19 protein-coding genes are annotated in these 15,221 nt (G+C 68.5%); 8 read left to right on the top strand and 11 right to left on the bottom strand.

Annotated features, from left to right (window positions below; genetic code table 11):
- The first annotated feature begins 334 nt into the window (after positions 1-334).
- Positions 335-1,096 carry an ankyrin repeat domain-containing protein gene (locus ACGFZW_RS02890; RefSeq protein WP_393891186.1) on the top strand — a complete coding sequence of 254 codons (762 nt, stop codon included), beginning with the start codon at positions 335-337 and terminating at the stop codon, positions 1,094-1,096.
- A gap of 191 nt (positions 1,097-1,287) precedes the next feature.
- Positions 1,288-1,473 carry a hypothetical protein gene (locus tag ACGFZW_RS02885; RefSeq protein WP_393891185.1) on the top strand — a complete coding sequence of 62 codons (186 nt, stop codon included), beginning with the start codon at positions 1,288-1,290 and terminating at the stop codon, positions 1,471-1,473.
- Between the two features lie 64 nt (positions 1,474-1,537).
- On the opposite strand, the gene ACGFZW_RS02880 is transcribed toward ACGFZW_RS02885, so the two are convergent.
- The 4 genes from ACGFZW_RS02880 to ACGFZW_RS02865 form a co-directional block, all read right to left on the bottom strand.
- Positions 1,538-2,293: a dienelactone hydrolase family protein gene (locus ACGFZW_RS02880; RefSeq protein ID WP_393891294.1), complete on the bottom strand. Its 756-nt coding sequence runs from the start codon at positions 2,291-2,293 to the stop codon at positions 1,538-1,540.
- A 203-nt stretch (positions 2,294-2,496) separates the two neighbouring features.
- Positions 2,497-2,976, bottom strand: a complete 480-nt coding sequence (locus ACGFZW_RS02875; RefSeq protein WP_393891184.1) for a hypothetical protein — start codon at positions 2,974-2,976, stop codon at positions 2,497-2,499.
- Positions 2,977-3,064: 88 nt separating this feature from the next.
- Positions 3,065-3,409 carry a hypothetical protein gene (locus ACGFZW_RS02870; protein ID WP_393891183.1) on the bottom strand — a complete coding sequence of 115 codons (345 nt, stop codon included), beginning with the start codon at positions 3,407-3,409 and terminating at the stop codon, positions 3,065-3,067.
- Between the two features lie 13 nt (positions 3,410-3,422).
- Positions 3,423-4,067 carry a formylglycine-generating enzyme family protein gene (locus ACGFZW_RS02865; RefSeq protein WP_393891293.1) on the bottom strand — a complete coding sequence of 215 codons (645 nt, stop codon included), beginning with the start codon at positions 4,065-4,067 and terminating at the stop codon, positions 3,423-3,425.
- 289 nt (positions 4,068-4,356) lie between these two features.
- Here ACGFZW_RS02865 and ACGFZW_RS02860 point away from each other — a divergent pair, with 289 nt between their 5' ends.
- On the top strand, positions 4,357-4,905 hold the full coding sequence (locus ACGFZW_RS02860; protein ID WP_393891292.1) for a DinB family protein: 549 nt from the start codon (positions 4,357-4,359) through the stop codon (positions 4,903-4,905).
- A gap of 99 nt (positions 4,906-5,004) precedes the next feature.
- On the opposite strand, the gene ACGFZW_RS02855 is transcribed toward ACGFZW_RS02860, so the two are convergent.
- The gene (locus ACGFZW_RS02855) at positions 5,005-5,352 is read right to left on the bottom strand and encodes a VOC family protein (protein ID WP_393891182.1); all 348 of its coding nucleotides are present in this window, start codon (positions 5,350-5,352) and stop codon (positions 5,005-5,007) included.
- Positions 5,353-5,461: 109 nt separating this feature from the next.
- The gene (locus tag ACGFZW_RS02850; protein WP_393891181.1) at positions 5,462-6,292 is read right to left on the bottom strand and encodes a PP2C family protein-serine/threonine phosphatase; all 831 of its coding nucleotides are present in this window, start codon (positions 6,290-6,292) and stop codon (positions 5,462-5,464) included.
- Positions 6,293-6,393: 101 nt separating this feature from the next.
- Between ACGFZW_RS02850 and ACGFZW_RS02845 the strand changes: the two genes are divergently transcribed.
- On the top strand, positions 6,394-6,618 hold the full coding sequence (locus tag ACGFZW_RS02845; protein ID WP_393891180.1) for a sigma-70 family RNA polymerase sigma factor: 225 nt from the start codon (positions 6,394-6,396) through the stop codon (positions 6,616-6,618).
- A gap of 88 nt (positions 6,619-6,706) precedes the next feature.
- Here the strand turns inward: ACGFZW_RS02845 and ACGFZW_RS02840 are convergent, their stop codons facing one another.
- A complete protein-coding gene (locus tag ACGFZW_RS02840) occupies positions 6,707-7,282 on the bottom strand; it encodes a YdeI family protein (RefSeq protein WP_393891179.1) in 576 nt (191 codons plus the stop codon).
- Positions 7,283-7,381: 99 nt separating this feature from the next.
- Between ACGFZW_RS02840 and ACGFZW_RS02835 the strand changes: the two genes are divergently transcribed.
- The 4 genes from ACGFZW_RS02835 (at position 7,382) to ACGFZW_RS02820 (ending at position 9,825) form a co-directional block, all read left to right on the top strand.
- On the top strand, positions 7,382-7,837 hold the full coding sequence (locus ACGFZW_RS02835; protein WP_393891178.1) for a GNAT family N-acetyltransferase: 456 nt from the start codon (positions 7,382-7,384) through the stop codon (positions 7,835-7,837).
- Positions 7,834-8,151, top strand: coding sequence for a DUF6333 family protein (locus tag ACGFZW_RS02830; RefSeq protein WP_393891177.1), 318 nt, complete (start codon positions 7,834-7,836; stop codon positions 8,149-8,151). The genes ACGFZW_RS02835 and ACGFZW_RS02830 overlap by 4 nt, the downstream gene beginning before the upstream one ends.
- 218 nt (positions 8,152-8,369) lie before the next feature.
- A complete protein-coding gene (locus ACGFZW_RS02825) occupies positions 8,370-9,236 on the top strand; it encodes a GyrI-like domain-containing protein (RefSeq protein ID WP_393891176.1) in 867 nt (288 codons plus the stop codon).
- A 193-nt stretch (positions 9,237-9,429) separates the two neighbouring features.
- On the top strand, positions 9,430-9,825 hold the full coding sequence (locus tag ACGFZW_RS02820) for a hypothetical protein (RefSeq protein WP_393891175.1): 396 nt from the start codon (positions 9,430-9,432) through the stop codon (positions 9,823-9,825).
- Positions 9,826-9,854: 29 nt separating this feature from the next.
- On the opposite strand, the gene ACGFZW_RS02815 is transcribed toward ACGFZW_RS02820, so the two are convergent.
- The 4 genes from ACGFZW_RS02815 to ACGFZW_RS02800 form a co-directional block, all read right to left on the bottom strand.
- The gene (locus ACGFZW_RS02815; RefSeq protein ID WP_393891174.1) at positions 9,855-11,507 is read right to left on the bottom strand and encodes a hypothetical protein; all 1,653 of its coding nucleotides are present in this window, start codon (positions 11,505-11,507) and stop codon (positions 9,855-9,857) included.
- Between the two features lie 347 nt (positions 11,508-11,854).
- Positions 11,855-12,322, bottom strand: coding sequence for a peptidoglycan-binding protein (locus ACGFZW_RS02810; protein WP_393891173.1), 468 nt, complete (start codon positions 12,320-12,322; stop codon positions 11,855-11,857).
- Between the two features lie 241 nt (positions 12,323-12,563).
- Positions 12,564-13,664, bottom strand: coding sequence for a hypothetical protein (locus ACGFZW_RS02805; RefSeq protein WP_393891172.1), 1,101 nt, complete (start codon positions 13,662-13,664; stop codon positions 12,564-12,566).
- Between the two features lie 174 nt (positions 13,665-13,838).
- The gene (locus tag ACGFZW_RS02800) at positions 13,839-15,176 is read right to left on the bottom strand and encodes an enolase C-terminal domain-like protein (RefSeq protein ID WP_393891171.1); all 1,338 of its coding nucleotides are present in this window, start codon (positions 15,174-15,176) and stop codon (positions 13,839-13,841) included.
- Positions 15,177-15,221 lie beyond the last annotated feature (45 nt).

The raw sequence follows: 15,221 nt of genomic DNA, 5'->3' as shown, positions 1-15,221 counted from the left end.
GGGTTTACGAAGGGGAGGGAGGGGACCTTTGCCGCCTGGCCGCTGACTTTGCGGGCGCGGTGGCCGTCAGAGTGCCGAGCTGAGGGTACGGGGCGATCGGCATGGCGCGCCGTGGGCCCTGGCCGACCCGTAGTGGTAGGTGACCGGCTCTGTACTCCCCAAGTCGCATGCAGGTACGTCCTCCGGTCTGACGAAAGGTGGCTGGGCCGGTGTCAGGCTGAAGGCATGCCTACCGGCCTGGCGTCGTCAGCAGCGTGGAGACCATCTTTCCCCCCACGTCCCGACGCCGTGGGCAAGGGCGGCAAGAAACGGCAGGGACAAGGAAAGGGGCGGTGTGGCCAACGCACTGACCGGTCAGCTGATCGACGCCATCTACGAAGAGGCGCCGGAGCGAGTGGCGGAACTCCTGCGCAAGGGAGCCTCTCCGCGTGCGGCCGATGCGGACCGTGACAAGCCCCTGTACTTGGCTGCGGTGTCGGGAGCGGCCGACATCGTGCGTCTGCTCCTCGAAGCGGGAGCTTCCCCCGACGCGGAGAGCAGGGGCGAGCCCGGGAGCGAGGGGTTGCCGTTGTGCGCTGCGGCGTGTTGGGGACACACCGATGCGGTGCGCGAACTCCTCGCCCACGGCGCCGACCCGAACCGCAGGGAGGACGACGGCACCGGCTACACCGCCCTGCTCTGGGCGGCCGGCGGTGGTCGCCACGACACCGCCGGTCTCCTCCTGGGCGCGAAAGCGGACCCTGATGCCGGCTGCGGCGACCGTACCCCCCTGATGGCCGCGGCGGAGTTCGGAGCGGCAGGCATCGTGCGGGATCTGCTGCACCACGGTGCCGACGCCCACCGGACCGACAGGCAAGGCCGCACCGCCCTGGACATGGCCGGCGACTGGTGCGGAAAGGACATCGAAACGGAGCTGCGCAAGCAGGCGAACATCGCGCCGGACGACACATACGAGTGCTTGCGGAGCCCCCGCCCCGACGGCAGCGAATTGATCGTGTTCACCGTCACCGCAGTGGGCGGGGGCGGCGCATCCTGGGAGAAGGAGACAGGACACGCCGACATCGCGGACCTGCTGCGGGAGCACATGTCCCGGTGACGGGGTCCGTCGGCCAGAGGGGCGAACTCAGCACTGTGGAGCGGGAGTTCCTCGAAAACTCCCCTGATCCCCCCACGTTGCGAGTTCCGGGCGGCCCTGCTGAGCGTCAACCTCAGGTCTTCCTCAGACCGCTGTGCGCGCAACCCGTGCTTCGTACACTCGTCGTACCAGACGCTTGGAGCGGAGAACTGATGAAAGACACCTTCACCCACCTGCCCGCCCGCATCGCTTCTTTCCTGCTGCACGGACGCCGGCCGCGGCTCGACCACCCCGACGCGCACCGAGCCGCTCGGACCAATCAGCACGACAGTCTCATCAACCACTACTGCCCCTCTTCACCCACCGGCGGATCTGCGGGGATGCAGGGACCTTTCTAGCGGGTGGCGAGAGGGACGGACGGCGCGCCGTCCGTCCCTGCCAGGGGGTGCGCGACCCTCGGCGTCAGAGCGCGCGTCCGAAGAGTTCCAGCAGGTCGCGCCAGTGACGGTTGTTCGCGTCGGCGTCATACGCGGCGGTGTCGGTCTGCGTGAATCCGTGGTGGGCGCCTTCGTACAGTTCGCTGCGGTAGCGCACACCGGCGGCGTCGAGCGCGTGCTCCAGCCGCTTGATCTGGTCGGCCGGCAAGGAGGGGTCCTGGTCGGCGTGGCCGAAGAACAGCTCTGCGGTGATGCGGTCGGCGAGCAGGTGCGGGCTGTCCTCGGCGTCGGTGGCCAGGCGCCCGGCGTGGAAGGCGGCAGCGGCCGCGATCCGGTCCGGGTAGGCGGCGGCGGTCCGGATCCCGAGGGCGCCGCCCATGCAGTAGCCGGTGGTGCCGACCGGCCCCTCGGCGACCAGGGGCGAGCCGGCCAGCCAGTCGAGGTAGCCGCCGGCGTCCCGCATCGCCGGCGCGGGGGTGAGGGCCGACATCACGGGGCCGAGCTGTTCGAAGATCTCCGGCCGCTGGGCGGGATCGATGTGGTCGGGCAGGTCCACCAGCGGGGCGCGCCCGGAGCGGTAGAAGACGTTGGGCACCAGCACCGTGTAGCCGTGCCCGGCCAGACGCCTGGCCATCGCCTCCAGGGACGGCCGCAGTCCGAAGGCATCCATGTACAACAGGATTCCGGGGTGCGGCCGGCCGTCGTCCGGGTGGGCGAGATACGCGTCGGCGACGCCGTCCGGAGTGGGGAGGTTCAGCGAGACCCCGCGCGAGTTCGTCATGTCGGCTGCCATCTCCGCACCGCACCTTTCATCGGGCTTCCCGGGCGGCTCATGAGGCGGACGGCTGGTCCGCAGGTCGCCCGTACGACGAATTCCCACAGTAACCAACACCTTCGAGCGCCAGTATCGCCAGGTGGGGGTAGGGCATGGTCCCCCTCTCCCGCCGCGGGAGAGGGGGGAACCGTGCCTGAACTGCTCAATGCTCACTGCTGCAGGGGCTCGACTTCGAGGTACCAATGGCGGCGTGGGCCCCGGTACTCCAGCGCCTGCCACCCCAGCGCCCGCAGAGCGGAGCCGCAGCGCCGTAGTTCTTCCTGTTCCTGGTGCGCTGCGCCGCTTCCCGGAGGGCCCAGCCATTCGATTCGCGCCACCGCGGGTGGCTCGGCCGGGTCGACGCGATAGCCGGTGGCGACCGGCTGCCCGTCGACGTCCACTGCCGACGGCGGAATTCCGGCGGCTTCCAGGCAGAGAGCGATGGCACGCACAGGCTGACGCCGTTCCCATTCGGCGGTCGTGGCAAGAGGGTCGGCGGCCTCTGCGTTCATCAAGGTCCGGATGTTCAGCAGCGCGTCGAAGGCGGTCTTTACGGTGGCAGCCCGATGCAGCGGCGGGGCACCGGGCGCCTTTTCATTGCCGGTGCGGACCTCGAAGGCCGGGGCCGAGCCGTTCCCGGGCTCTGTCATCGGTGTCCCTTTGTCTCTGGGCGGCTGTCGCTGAGCGGCAGTCTCGCCGACGTCGCGGGGGGGGGGGGACGCTCAACCGGGCTGCGTATCAGGGCAGTCGGCGCCCCATCTTTGCCGATTGCCGATTCCGTCCCTTGGTGTCCCACCACTCTTCCAACAAGGAGCGGACGAGGTGGACAAGCACGCCGAGCCGATCCGGGTCAGGGGAGGGGGAAGCGAACACATCGGCGAAGGACTTGTCCTCCCACGGCAGGGCGAACTCCCAGCGCTCGTCGTGATGGCCAGGACGCGCAACCGTGAGCCGATAGGTCAACGTAAGGCTGCGGTCAGGGTGATGCTCCACCGAGAGCTCCGAGACGCGGAAGCTGATCCGGCCGTCACCGGTGCTGTACGCGCGAGCCAGAGCTCGCTCAGCCGGCGTCCGCGTCACCATGCTCCGGCCCTCATCACACGGTTCGAGCGAGTCGGAAGCCGAGATCGTCAATGGCGAACGAGGGGTGACTGCGACGACGAACGGATGCGCCGCAGCCGCGCGTCGATTCGGCCCAGCCTCCGCCGCGGAAGATGCGGTAGGAGCCGTAGACCTCCTCGTCGTAGAGATCCCAGCACCACTCCCAGACATTGCCCAGCATGTCGTGCAGACCCCAGGGGTTGGGCGCCTTTCCGCCGACGTCGTGGACTCGGCCTCCGGAGTTGTCCGCGTACCAGGCGATGTCGTCGATCTCTCCGTACCGATACCCGCTGGTCCCGGCCTTGCAGGCGTACTGCCATTCCGCCTCGGTCGGCAGGCGGTAGCCGTCGGACGTCCAGTCACAGGCCACTTCCCCGCTCTCCGGGTCGCGGGAGTACGCCCGGCCCAGTCCCGCGAGGTCCGATACGCGGTTGCATACGTCGATCGCGTCGAGCCAGCTGACGTTCGTCACGGGCGCTGTCCCGCTCATGGCGGGATCGATGTCCACCCCCGTGACGGCGCGGTGGAGTCGCTCGGTGACGGGGTACCGCCCGAGCAGGAAGGGAGCGATCTCCTTCTGCCAGCGGGTGCCGCGCCGGTCGTCTCGAAGGTCCACGACGCCACCGGGGACATGCACCATCGAAGAGGTCGTCAGAGCCTCGACGGTGAGGGATGGGGGCTGGGTTTGCACGTACGGGCCTCTCTGTCCGAAGCGACCCAAGCGTCGCGGCCCTCACGATACGCAGGCGGGAGCGGGCCGTTCGAAAAAATGCGAGGCCGGTCGCGCCCGACTGTGCCAGGCTGGCAGACCATCGGATCGTCCCCGGCGCAATGCCTGCCGGCTCGTCATGGGAGCGTAAGTGCTGGCACCTCGCGTGGACCCCCTGCTGCAGCAGTTCGACTTCGCGTGTGAGCGCCTGGCCGGCCGTATGGCAGGTCTGGTGATGGACAGCGGCGACGGCTCGGAAACCGCGGTCGGCCCCATGTCCGATGAGGAGTTCTTCTGGGAGCCGGTGCCTGGCTGTTGGTCGGTGCGCAGGCGTGCGGACGGGCCGGGCCCGCGTGCGACGCTTCTGGCCGGCGCCGGTGACTGGGGCCGCGACGCGGCGTCCTACCCGCATCCCTGGCCGCCGCCCTTCACCACCGTCGCGTGGCGCCTGAGCCACCTGAGCGAGATGCTGACCCTCCGGGCCGACCACACGGCCGGCGGCCACAGCCTCACCAGGGACGACTACCCCGTCAGCGGGGACGTGGCAGGTGCGATCGCGGCCTTCGACGTAGGCGTTACGGCGTGGCGGAAGGCGCTGTTGACCATCGACGACGCCGCGCTCGACACCGTCGGATACTGCACCTATCCCCATGGCAGTGACCCGGAGGACCCCTTCATCGACATCGTGTGGTGGGTCAACCAGGAAGTCCTGCACCACGGAGCCGAGATCGCGTTGCTACGCGATCTGTACCGCGCACGTCCACGCTGACCCGCCACCAGCGGCCACGCGTGCAGATGGCGGAACGCCTCACGGAGGCCCTGCGAGTGGCCTCGGCCGGCGGACCTTCCCCGTCGCGCGGGAGCGACCTCAGCGGTGGCTCAGTACGTTGACCACCCGGCCATTCGGGTCGCGGACGAAGAACCGCCGTACTCCCCACTCCTCGTCCTGCAGCGGGTGCACGATCTCCAGGCCGCGGTCCCGCATGGCCGCATGGGCCGCGTCCACGTCGTCCACCTCGATGCTCAGGTCGGGGGCGACCGGAGCGGTCTTGTCCCTGGTCATCAAGCTGACTTGTGCCGCTGGATCGGACGGGGAAGCCAGCGTCACGATCCAGCCGTGGTTCATGACCTCCTCGAACCCCAGCAGGCCGTAGAACTCCCGGCTTTCCTCCACTGCCTTTGACGTGATGACGGGCATGACACGGCGAACTGCCATCGATGACTCCAAGTGAAGTGACATGTCTCCGAGAACCTCCGAGCCTCTCCAGGAGTACTACGGCGAACCCGCCGCTGCACGCTCTTCGCACCAGGCCATGGCGCGGCGTTCACCGTTCGGGCATCGGAGTGCTCGGTATGACGGGGATGAGTAGCGCTGTGATGTTGTCCTGCCCGTCGGCCTCGCGGGCGTATGTCACCAGCGACCGCGCCTCGGCCAGGAGCCCGCTGCCGGCGGAGGCCGAGGGACGATGACGGGTGAGCTGGGCGCGCAGCCGGTCGGCATCGGGCAGGCAACGCCACAGCCCGTCCGTGCACAACAACAGGCGGCCGGCTGTGGAGGGTCGGTAGCTGCGCACTCGCGCGGCAGGCTCGTCGGCGTCGGCTCCCAACCAGGCGGCGAGAGCTTCGTGCTTGCCCGTATCGTCCTCGGTCAGCGCCATCCCGGGTCCCTCGTTCGGAAGCCAGTACGCTCGGCTGTCGCCGATCCAGGCACTCCAGACGCCCTCCGGGCCGGCGATGCCGGCGACGTAGGTGCAGGCCGGTGCGGCGTCCGCCGACGACGCCAACGCCGTGACGGCGTGCGCCGCATCAAGGGCGGCCCGGGTCAGTGCCACCTCCGGCAGGTTGCCTGTCCGTAGCCGCGCCGCCACTGACGCCGCACCGACTTCGGCAGCCACTTGTGCTGCTCGCTCCGACCGGGGCGACAGGGAAACGCCGTCGCAGACGACGCCGATCGTCCAGCCGTCGGTGAGGGCCAGGGCCATGGCGTCGGCGTTCATGCCGCGCTGCGCGCCGCGGTCGCTGACGCCCGCCGCGCCATCGTCCGCTGTGATCTCCACATGGGAGCGGAAAGCCGGCTGCGCTGCACCGCAGTCCCAGCAGTGGCCGTCGGGTGCGACGGTTCCACCGCACAACCCGCACTCCGGCGTCTGCGTCATGGCTCCTGAATCTTTCCCGAAGAATCCCCACCTCCCACGGGAAGGAGACTAATCGGCTAGGCATTGCGGCGGCTGTTGGCTGTTGGCTGTCGGGTGCCGGGGTGTCTCTGGACCCCGTGCCAGCCCTGGCCGAAGACCTCCAGGCCCTCAAGCCGCACCTGGCCCAGCTCGATGAGCCGGAGCGCACCCTCATCGAGCTCCGCTTCGGCGCGGAGATGACGCAATCCGAGATCGGCACGGAACAGGGCATGCCCCAGATGCACGTCTCCGGTCTGCTCTCCCGTACCTACGCCACTCTCCGAGAAGCGCTGCTCGCCGAAACGTGAGCGGGCGGCACGGCGCGCCCGGAGTGTGCCTGCCGACCGCCGCACTCACCTACTGCGCCGCCAGGTGTCGTGAGCTCGTGCTCGGCATTCAGCCTCCCTCACCGTTCACCAGCGTCTGCACTGCTCTGTCGAGCCTCGCCTGCCGGCTCTCGGGCGTGTGGGCCTGAAGCAACGGCAGGATGACCTGATACCGGCCGGTCTTGTCGAGTGCCTCGAAGGCCCTCTTGGCGTCAGGGTGCTCATCGAGCGCCGCGGCGAGATCGGGCGGCACCGTCGCGTTCTTCTGGGACTCGTAAGCCCTCGCCCATCGCCCGTCCTCCTGGGCCCGGCGGACCTCAGCGAGCCCTGGTTCGCGCATCCGTCCCGCGGCCGTCAGCCCGGCCACCTTGTCGACATTCACCTGTGACCACAGGCTCTTGGGTCGGCGCGGCACATACTTCTGCAGATAGTGCCGCTCGTCGAGCGAACGTCGCTGACCGGAGATCCAGCCGTAGCACAGCCCGATGTCGACCACCTCGTCATCGGTGACCGTCGGAATGCCGGACTTCTTCTTCGCCATCTTGATCCACACACCTTCGTGGCGCGTGTGATGCTCGGCCAGCCAGCTCTCGAACGCCTCGGCGTCCGCGAAGGCGATGATCTCCACTCCGTCGAGTTCATCCATCCGCTCAGGCTATAGGCCGGGTCTGACAAATGATCACGGCACGGTTCCGGAACCCGGTGGATCCGAAACCGGGAAGAGCCGCGCGGTAGCGTGGCGATCATGGACTGGGAAATACGCCCGGCGTCGGTGTCGGACGTCGAGACCGTGGCCGAGTTGCGTGCCGTGGTCCTGCGGGCGGATCTGGAGGGGCTCGGACGGTACGACGAGCATCGGGTGCGGCAGCGGCTGCGGGACGCCTTCGACCCCGTGCACACCTGGGTGATCGAGGTGGGCGGCGCGTTCGCCGGCTGCGTGGCGGTGCGACCGGCCGAGGACGCCCAGTGGTTGGAGCACTTCTATCTGGCCCCGCGCCTTCAGGGCCGCGGCATCGGTTCGGACGTGCTGCGCAGGCTGCTGGAGCGGTATGACCGCATCGGTGTCCTCGTCCGCCTGAACGTGTTGCAAGGCAGCCCGGCCCGGCGGCTCTACGAGCGACACGGGTTCACGGTCGAGAGCGAGGACTCCGTGGACGTGTTCATGGTGCGCAAGCCCGGCCAGGTCCTGACCGATAAGTGATCACGATTCCCGACGGTTCGATGCTCTTCGCGTCCGGTTCCCCGGCTTACGAAACCCCGTGGCACGTCGACGGAGACCCCCACGCCGTCCTGGGCTCTTTCGGCATCGACCTGGCCGATCTGACCGAGGATGATCGCGAATACATCGCCCTGGTCGAGAAGCCTCACCTCACGAACTGGGAGGTGCTCGGCGCGGTGGTGCTTGACCGCTGTGGCCGTGGGTCCATGGCCGGACTTGAGATGTCCGTATTCCGCGTCCGTCACACCGAGGAATACACCTCGCTGATGGAGGAGAAGTGGATGCATGCCTCCTAGGAGCCAGGTGGCGTATCCGGTGAGCCGTGTTCGCGGGCGCAGGCGCACTGCTTCCGCGATGACGGATCCGGCCTTGGGCGGCCTGCCCACCCCGACCGGAGGGACACAGGCGTCCTCGTCCGACAGGGCAGGCGTACCCGACCGGACCGGGCACAGGATGTCGGGTCCGCCGAGGGGGTGCCTCCTTAACGTGAAGCACGAAAGGGAAGGAGGCCGCGGTGCTGGAGCGGCTCAACCAGGCCATGGAACACATCGACCGTCACCTTGATCAGCGGATCGAGGTGGCCGACCTGGCGGCGATCGCTGTGACGTCGGAGTACCACTTCCGGCGGCTGTTCTCCGCGCTGGCGGGGATACCGCTGTCGGAATACATCCGGCGACGGCGCCTGACGGTCGCGGGGGCCGAAGTGCTGGCGGGGAATCGCACGCTGCTGGAGATCGCGGTGCGGTACGGCTATGCCTCGGGGGAGGGGTTCGCGCGTGCGTTCCGTCTCATGCACGGTGTCGGACCCGGCGAGGCCAGACGGTCCGGCGGGAGTTTGCAGTCCCAGCCGCGGTTGTCCTTCCGTCTCACCGTCGAAGGGAGTAGCAGCATGCGTTACCGGGTCGAGGAGAAGGAAGAATTCCGTGTGGTCGGCAGGAAGGCGCGGGTCCCCCTCGTGCACGAGGGGGTGAATCCGGCCATCGCCGCTTTCATCCGCGGCCTCGGCAAGGAGACGCTGGAGCGCATCGAGAGCCTGTCCGATCAGGAGCCGGAAGGCATCGTCTCGGTGAGTGATCAGCTGGACGAAAGCCGTGCCGAAGGTACCGAACTCGATTACTACCACGGGGTGGTGACCCGCGCCGCGGTGCCCGAGGACATGGAGTCGCTCACCGTCCCGGCAGGAATGTGGGCCGTCTTCGACAGTTCCGGGCCGTTTCCGCAGGCGCTCCAGTACCTGTGGCGGGACGTGTTCACGCAGTGGTTCCCGTCCAACCCCTACCGCAGTCGCCCGGGGCCCGAAATCCTGCGCACCCGGTTGACTGAGGACGGGGCACAGGCGGAAGCGCAACTGTGGATTCCGGTGGAGCGGACAGCGGTCTGATCGCACGCGCTCGGCGGTCAGGGGGCCGGCGTGGTTGTAGGCGCGAGGTGATCGGGTACGCGGTCCCATGAGCCGGGTGGCGAGTACGTTGCCCGGCACCTCGTAAGGACCGCCCCGCGTTGCGTCTCCCGACCCGCAGAGAGGCCGGGGAACGCAACCGCAGGCACAACCGACCTGGAGAGGAAGGCCCACCATGACCGAAGCGGAAGAGGCGGCACAGACGAATCAGGGCGCGGCCCGGGTCCAGGTGGAGGTCACCGGCTGCGCGGCCGAGGACGCCCACACGGTCTTCAGCGCGCTCAACTCGGTTTTCAGCTCCGACCGGGCGACCGACGACGCACCGCGCGGCTCGGCGGGGAGCGGGCCGACGGTGTGGGCCGCGACCGTCGACGTATCGCAGTCCCCGGCCGCCGCAGGGCCCCACCGGCTGACCGGGCCGGTGACGGCCACCTTCCAGGGCGGCTATTGGGCGGTCGACCGGCTGCGCACAGGTCTGGCCTCGGTGTTCACCGTGGAGGAGGTCGGCGCGACCTCCGGTGACCAGGAGCAGGAGGTTCAACTGCGCCTGGTGCCCCGGCAGGCGGCTTAGTGGCCGGAGTTTCCCACTGAGAGGAGACCTCAGCGCCCGCCCCAGCCGACCCCCTCGGACTGCAAGGTCTTCATACGCTGCTGAGCGGTCGAGAGGTGCCGGGGGTCCAGCTGGGGCAGCTGCCGAAGCAGGTTGAGCAGCTCCGGGCCGTTCTCCAGCGCTTCGTCGGAGTCCTCGATCTGCAGCCAGCAGTAGTGGGCGCCCTTCGCCGCGTTGAGGACCTCGGGAGCGTCCGCAGCCTGCCGGCCGAGCCGCGTGTGTGCGGCGGCAACCCACAGTTGCGTGGCCTGCGCCCAGCTGCCTGCGATGCGGGCGAGATCAGCCCTGATCTCCGCCCACTGCGTCGCCTCCGGTGAGTTGAACCCGTACCTCTGCAGGGCCTGCTGCTCCCAGGCTTCCGCCATCTCGGCGGCTTGGGAGTGCCGTCCGGCCTGGGCCGCCTGCCAGATGAGTGGCCGGGGGTCAGGCTGAGTGGGCGCCGGCGGCTGCTGGGCCGGAGGTTCCTGGGGCGGCGGCGCAGCGACCGGCGGCGCGAAGGCAGGTGCCGGCGGCGGGACGGACGGCATCGGCGGTGTGGGGCGCTGTTCGGCAGGTGCCGGTGGTGGTGCGTCGGAAAGCTGCACATCAGCCCACCATTGCTCCTGCCGCACCTGCGCGGGCTCGGCGGGCGACAGGGGGGCGGATGCCTGGTGAGGGACCGGAAGCGTGTGCGGCAGCGGACGGAGTTCTGGTGCCGGGTGTGGTGCGTCGACCGTCGACGATTGAGCACCGTCGGGCCGCAGATGCGCGTGGACCGGGGAAGCGTCAGGGGGAGACGGCGCAGGGAGCGGCACCGAAGCGGCGTACGGCGGTGCGGATGGTGCTGCCGGGGGAGGGGGCTGCGGAATCTGCCGGGGGGGAATTGGTTCCGGGCCGACGGGAATGCCTGCCTCCGTCGGCTCCTGCGGGGGCGTCAGCGTCCTCGCAGGCGCGTCCTCGTACGCGTCGGCGGTCGGGGACAGTGCAGGCACCATGGGCAGTACGAGGGTCCCGGGCGGGAAGCTCGCCGCGGCGACGGCTGCGGCGTGCAACTGTGCGTGCGTGTGCCGGTCGGCGGATCGCCGCAGCACATCGATCACGCCGCGGGTGTAGTCGCTCACCCCGTCGTTGCCGGCCCCGGGGAAGCCGGGTGGGCTGACCACGCCGTACAGCGTGAATCCTGCGGTGAAGCCGTCGATGTCGGCCTGCAGTTGTTCCCAGGCCCCCTTGTCGGCAGCCAGGTCGACCAGCAGCGTCGAGGTGCCCGGTGGGCGCAGGCGCAGCTCGTGGCGCAGCCACTGCCACGGCAGGGCGGTGTAACGGACGTTCGCCGCCGTCGTGCCCGCAAGCGCGAGATGGAGCTGATGTGCCTTACGGTCGGTGGTCAGGCGCCCCGACAGGTAGACCAGCAGGGGGCCGGGTGTCGACGCGGCGACGCGCAGCCGCTGCAACGTGCTGTTCTGGTCGCGGACTCCGTCGAGGTGGGTGGCGTCCGCCGGGACGTCACTGCCGAGCAGCAGCGGGGTGGGGAGGACGGTCAGGGCGGTGAGGTTCTGGCTGGGGAGAACCTGAGGCCGTCGGCGGTGCATTGCCTGGTCTCCGGCTATCAGCAGCACATGCCCGCGCTGTTGCTCTTCGCGCTGCTCAGCCCCGTTGTTGCTCATAAGGGCACCGTACGTCCACGCACGCGGCCAGGGCACATTTTCTGCCGAGGCCCCTGCGGCGCCCCTTCTCGGCGTAACTACTGTCCGCGGGCTGCGGGTGCGCCGGCGAATGCATCGCGGCGAGCGGCGGCGTACGGACGAGTGCCGAGGTCCGGCGGCGCATCACGCTCACCCCATGGCGCACAGCGTCAGAGGCGCCGCGCCCGCCGTATCGACGGAGAACGTCGTCTACTGGGCGCAACTCTCGGCGCCCGAATGCCGCCGTTGACGGCCTCCGCGTCGTCGGCCGCCGAGCGCCGCGGCGTGCTGTTCGCACGGCCGTCGGCGCGTATCCGTGAGTCGATGTCTCAATCGGCTATGGGAACCCGGAGCCGGTCCCACGACGTCCGACCCGGCATGCCGTCGGCGTCCGCTCCACGGAAGCCCAGCTTCCGCTGCCACTTGGCGTAGGACTGTCGGTGTTCGTCACTCCACCAGGAGCCGGGGTCCCCGGTGTAGCCGGAGCATCCCTCGCTGATGAGGCGGTAAGCCATCCTCACGATAAGGGGGCTGTTCGGCATGCTCGCGAACCACTCCTTCCCTGGGAAGGGTTCACATCCCGCCGGTGGGCCGTGAGGCGCCGGTGCCGGACCCGGCTGTTCCGTCTTGGCGACGATAAGCCGTTGTCCGATCTGAATGATGTTCGCGTTCGGGATGTTGTTCCAGCGCTGAAGCTGCTCCACGGTTGTGTGGTATTTCAGTGCCAGCGCATAAAGTGTGTCACCTGTCTTCACTGTGTAGTAGGTGTCCTGTGTCGCCTTCTCTTTTGTGCTCATGTCATTACCGTAGGACTCTCCCCGGGCGTCCGCATCTTCTTCGACGTCGTTGATGTGCGGGGGAGTTACTCCATTCTATACAAGACATTTTACGCTCATGTGAAGGGCCGTGCAGGCGACATCGAGGCGTTGTTCAATTCGTACGTCCGTGAAATGTTGATGGTGAAATCAGTGTCGCTATCGGTGGTGGTCGGTACCCGTGTCGCGGTATTCGATTTCGAGCCCGGTCCGTCATGATCTCTCAGCTGGCGGCTGGGATTTGCGGGTCACGAGCCTGCTTGTTCGGGGTGGCGTTCGGTCCGCCTACCGAGTTCAGTACCGTCTGGGCCTGGTTGTCGACGAACCTGGTGAAAAGCTGCTGGGCGTAACCGAAAATCACTGCCCAAGCAATGATCTGGGCGGAGGAGTCGAGGGACTGCAGCCCCGGGACGAACTCCCCGCGCATCAGCAGGAGCCCGAGTACGGCGGTCAACGCGCCCGTCGGCAGCTTGAGCAATGCCAGTGCCACCGGGACGTTGTAGGGCGTCGAGGTGCCTCGGATCCGTCGCAGTGAGGCTGCCGCGGCAACGGCGGCAGCCACCAGGCCGATGAACTCGACGACGGGGTAGTCCCATGGAGACGCCACCGTCGCGTAGAGGTCATCGACATCAGCCCCAGCGCCCTTGCTCTGTTCGGACGAATCGCTCGCGGTGGGGCAGACGATCCCGATTCCTGCGGGTTTGAAGCAGATCGGAACGGTCTCCGGAGAAACGACACCGAAGACACCGACCAGAGCGGCGATGACCGTGAGGACCGCGGCGAGTCCGTACACGATCCGGGCGAAACTGCGGACTCGCAGCCCCTCCCTGAGATGCGCCTGGCGGGCCACTCCCATCGCGTCGACGAGCACTTCGCGTTGCGCGTCATCGAATGAGCTGCCCGCTCGAACGGAGAGGGCGATCTGCTCGACCTGCACTCTTCGTTCATCGCTCACGGGGAGATGCTCGCGGATGTACGCCACGAATCCCGGCATCATGGCGCTGACTTTGCTCAGCGGCGACAGCCGCAGCATGAGGCTGTGCGCCACGTCGAAATGTGTCTGGGCGACCGCCAGGTGTGCTGAAGGCAGCCGCCGCGGGTGGTCGTGGCGGAGGGCACTCCTTGCCTCCTCCAATTCCTTGAACGCCTGCACCGCCAACATCTGGGCATCCGCGGGTGCCGGCCCTTGATCCGACTCGGTCTCGGTACGGAGAAGAGCCTCCAGTTCGCTGATGCGCGAACAGAGGACTTCCCTGAGCTCCCAGAGACCCCGCTCGCATTTGCCGGCTTTCCGGCGCTCCCACATTCCTCGACCGTCTGTCATGTTCCGACTATTGCCGGTGAAAAGGCCCACTACCAAGGGTGACGCGCTGGCGGCACGGGAATCGCCGCCCCCGGGACGGGGCCCAGGTGCGGGTTTCCGGAACCTCTCCGGATCCCCCACCCGGACGGCCGGCGGACCCTGTCACCCGTTGGTCCTGCAGGAGCGCAAAACGCACTACCGCACCAAGCAGGGGCGCTTGCTGTCGAACTCCCAGCCAGGAATCAGGTAACGCATCCCGGCCGCGTCGTCCCGTGCGCCCAACGCCTTTGCCTTGTACAGCTCGTGGGCCGCGAGCAGGCGGTCCATGTCGAGCTGTACGCCCAGGCCGGGGGCGTCCGGGACAGCGATCTCGCCGTCGACGATGCGCGGCGGTGCAGTGGTGAGCCGCTCCAGCCCCTCCTGCCAGATCCAGTGTGTGTCCAGGGCGTTGTACGCGCCCGGAGCTGCGGCTCCGCAGTGGGTCACCATGGCGAGGGAGATGTCGAAGTGGTTGTTGGAGTGGCATCCCCAGGTCAGGCCCATCGCGTTGCACAGTTGAGCCACGCGTACGGAGCCCTGCATGGTCCAGAAGTGCGGATCGGCCAAGGGGATGGAGACCGACTGCAGGGCCAGGGCATGCGTCAGCTGCCGCCAGTCGGTGGCAATCATGTTGGTCGCCGTGGGCAGCCCGGTGGCGCGCCGGAACTCGGCCAGGATCTCGCGTCCGGAGTAGCCGCCCTCGGCTCCGCAGGGGTCCTCGGCGTAGGCGAGGGTGCCGACCAGAGGCGCACAGAGGTCGATGGCCTCGCTCAGCGACCATGCGCCGTTCGGGTCGAGGGTGATGCGGGCCTGAGGGAAGCGGTCCTTCAGGGCGCGGATCGCCTTGACCTCCTCCATCCCTTCCAGGACACCGCCCTTGAGCTTGAAGTCCCGGAAGCCGTACAGGTCGTAGGCGGCCTCGGCCTGGCGGACGATCGCCTCGGGGGAGAGGGCCTCCTCGTGCCGGATCCGGTACCAGTCGGTGGCGGAGTCGGTCTCGCGGCAGTAGTCGAGGTCGGTGCGGTCGGGGTCGCCGACGTAGAAGAGGTAGCCGAGGACGCGTACCGAGTCGCGCTGCTGTCCGTCACCCAGGAGCGCCGCGACGGGCACGTCCAGGTGCCGGCCCAGGAGGTCCAGCAGTGCGGACTCGACGGCGGTGACGGCGTGGACGGTGGTCCGCAGGTCGAAGGTCTGCGCACCGCGTCCGCCGGAGTCGCGATCGGCGAACCGGCTCCCGATCGCCTGCAGGACGCGCTTGTAGTCGCCCAACTTCGCTCCCACGACGAGTGGTTCGGCGTCCCGCAGGGTCTGAGTGATCTTCTCGCCACCGGGTACTTCACCGAGCCCCGTACGGCCCTCGGAGTCCTGGAGGACGATGACGTTCCGGGTGAAGTAGGGGCCGTGCGCGCCGGAGAGGTTCAGCTCCATGCAGTCCCGGCCGGCTACCGGATAGACGGAGAACGCGGTGACGGTCGGCTGCTTGCTCATGCTCATCAACGTCCTTGTATAGGGGAGGACCAAGTGGTGCGGATGGTTGAC

This window comes from Streptomyces sp. NPDC048248 (assembly GCF_043201875.1).
GTDB lineage: Bacteria > Actinomycetota > Actinomycetes > Streptomycetales > Streptomycetaceae > Streptomyces.
The sequence above is the reverse complement of the archived record's forward strand: the minus strand, read 5'-3'. Positions and strand labels throughout refer to the sequence as shown.

Excerpts from the sequence above, each read along its gene's own strand:
- ACGFZW_RS02840 (WP_393891179.1), bottom strand. The coding sequence starts at position 7,282 with ATGGATGAACTCGACGGAGTGGAGATCATCGCCTTCGCGGACGCCGAG.
- ACGFZW_RS02835 (WP_393891178.1), top strand. The coding sequence starts at position 7,382 with ATGGACTGGGAAATACGCCCGGCGTCGGTGTCGGACGTCGAGACCGTG.
- ACGFZW_RS02810 (WP_393891173.1), bottom strand. The coding sequence starts at position 12,322 with ATGAGCACAAAAGAGAAGGCGACACAGGACACCTACTACACAGTGAAG.
- ACGFZW_RS02815 (WP_393891174.1), bottom strand. The coding sequence starts at position 11,507 with ATGAGCAACAACGGGGCTGAGCAGCGCGAAGAGCAACAGCGCGGGCAT.
- ACGFZW_RS02860 (WP_393891292.1), top strand. The coding sequence starts at position 4,357 with ATGGCAGGTCTGGTGATGGACAGCGGCGACGGCTCGGAAACCGCGGTC.
- ACGFZW_RS02820 (WP_393891175.1), top strand. The coding sequence starts at position 9,430 with ATGACCGAAGCGGAAGAGGCGGCACAGACGAATCAGGGCGCGGCCCGG.
- ACGFZW_RS02805 (WP_393891172.1), bottom strand. The coding sequence starts at position 13,664 with ATGACAGACGGTCGAGGAATGTGGGAGCGCCGGAAAGCCGGCAAATGC.
- ACGFZW_RS02855 (WP_393891182.1), bottom strand. The coding sequence starts at position 5,352 with ATGGCAGTTCGCCGTGTCATGCCCGTCATCACGTCAAAGGCAGTGGAG.
- ACGFZW_RS02875 (WP_393891184.1), bottom strand. The coding sequence starts at position 2,976 with ATGACAGAGCCCGGGAACGGCTCGGCCCCGGCCTTCGAGGTCCGCACC.
- ACGFZW_RS02880 (WP_393891294.1), bottom strand. The coding sequence starts at position 2,293 with ATGACGAACTCGCGCGGGGTCTCGCTGAACCTCCCCACTCCGGACGGC.
- ACGFZW_RS02865 (WP_393891293.1), bottom strand. The coding sequence starts at position 4,067 with ATGGTGCATGTCCCCGGTGGCGTCGTGGACCTTCGAGACGACCGGCGC.
- ACGFZW_RS02850 (WP_393891181.1), bottom strand. The coding sequence starts at position 6,292 with ATGACGCAGACGCCGGAGTGCGGGTTGTGCGGTGGAACCGTCGCACCC.
- ACGFZW_RS02870 (WP_393891183.1), bottom strand. The coding sequence starts at position 3,409 with ATGGTGACGCGGACGCCGGCTGAGCGAGCTCTGGCTCGCGCGTACAGC.
- ACGFZW_RS02800 (WP_393891171.1), bottom strand. The coding sequence starts at position 15,176 with ATGAGCATGAGCAAGCAGCCGACCGTCACCGCGTTCTCCGTCTATCCG.
- ACGFZW_RS02885 (WP_393891185.1), top strand. The coding sequence starts at position 1,288 with ATGAAAGACACCTTCACCCACCTGCCCGCCCGCATCGCTTCTTTCCTG.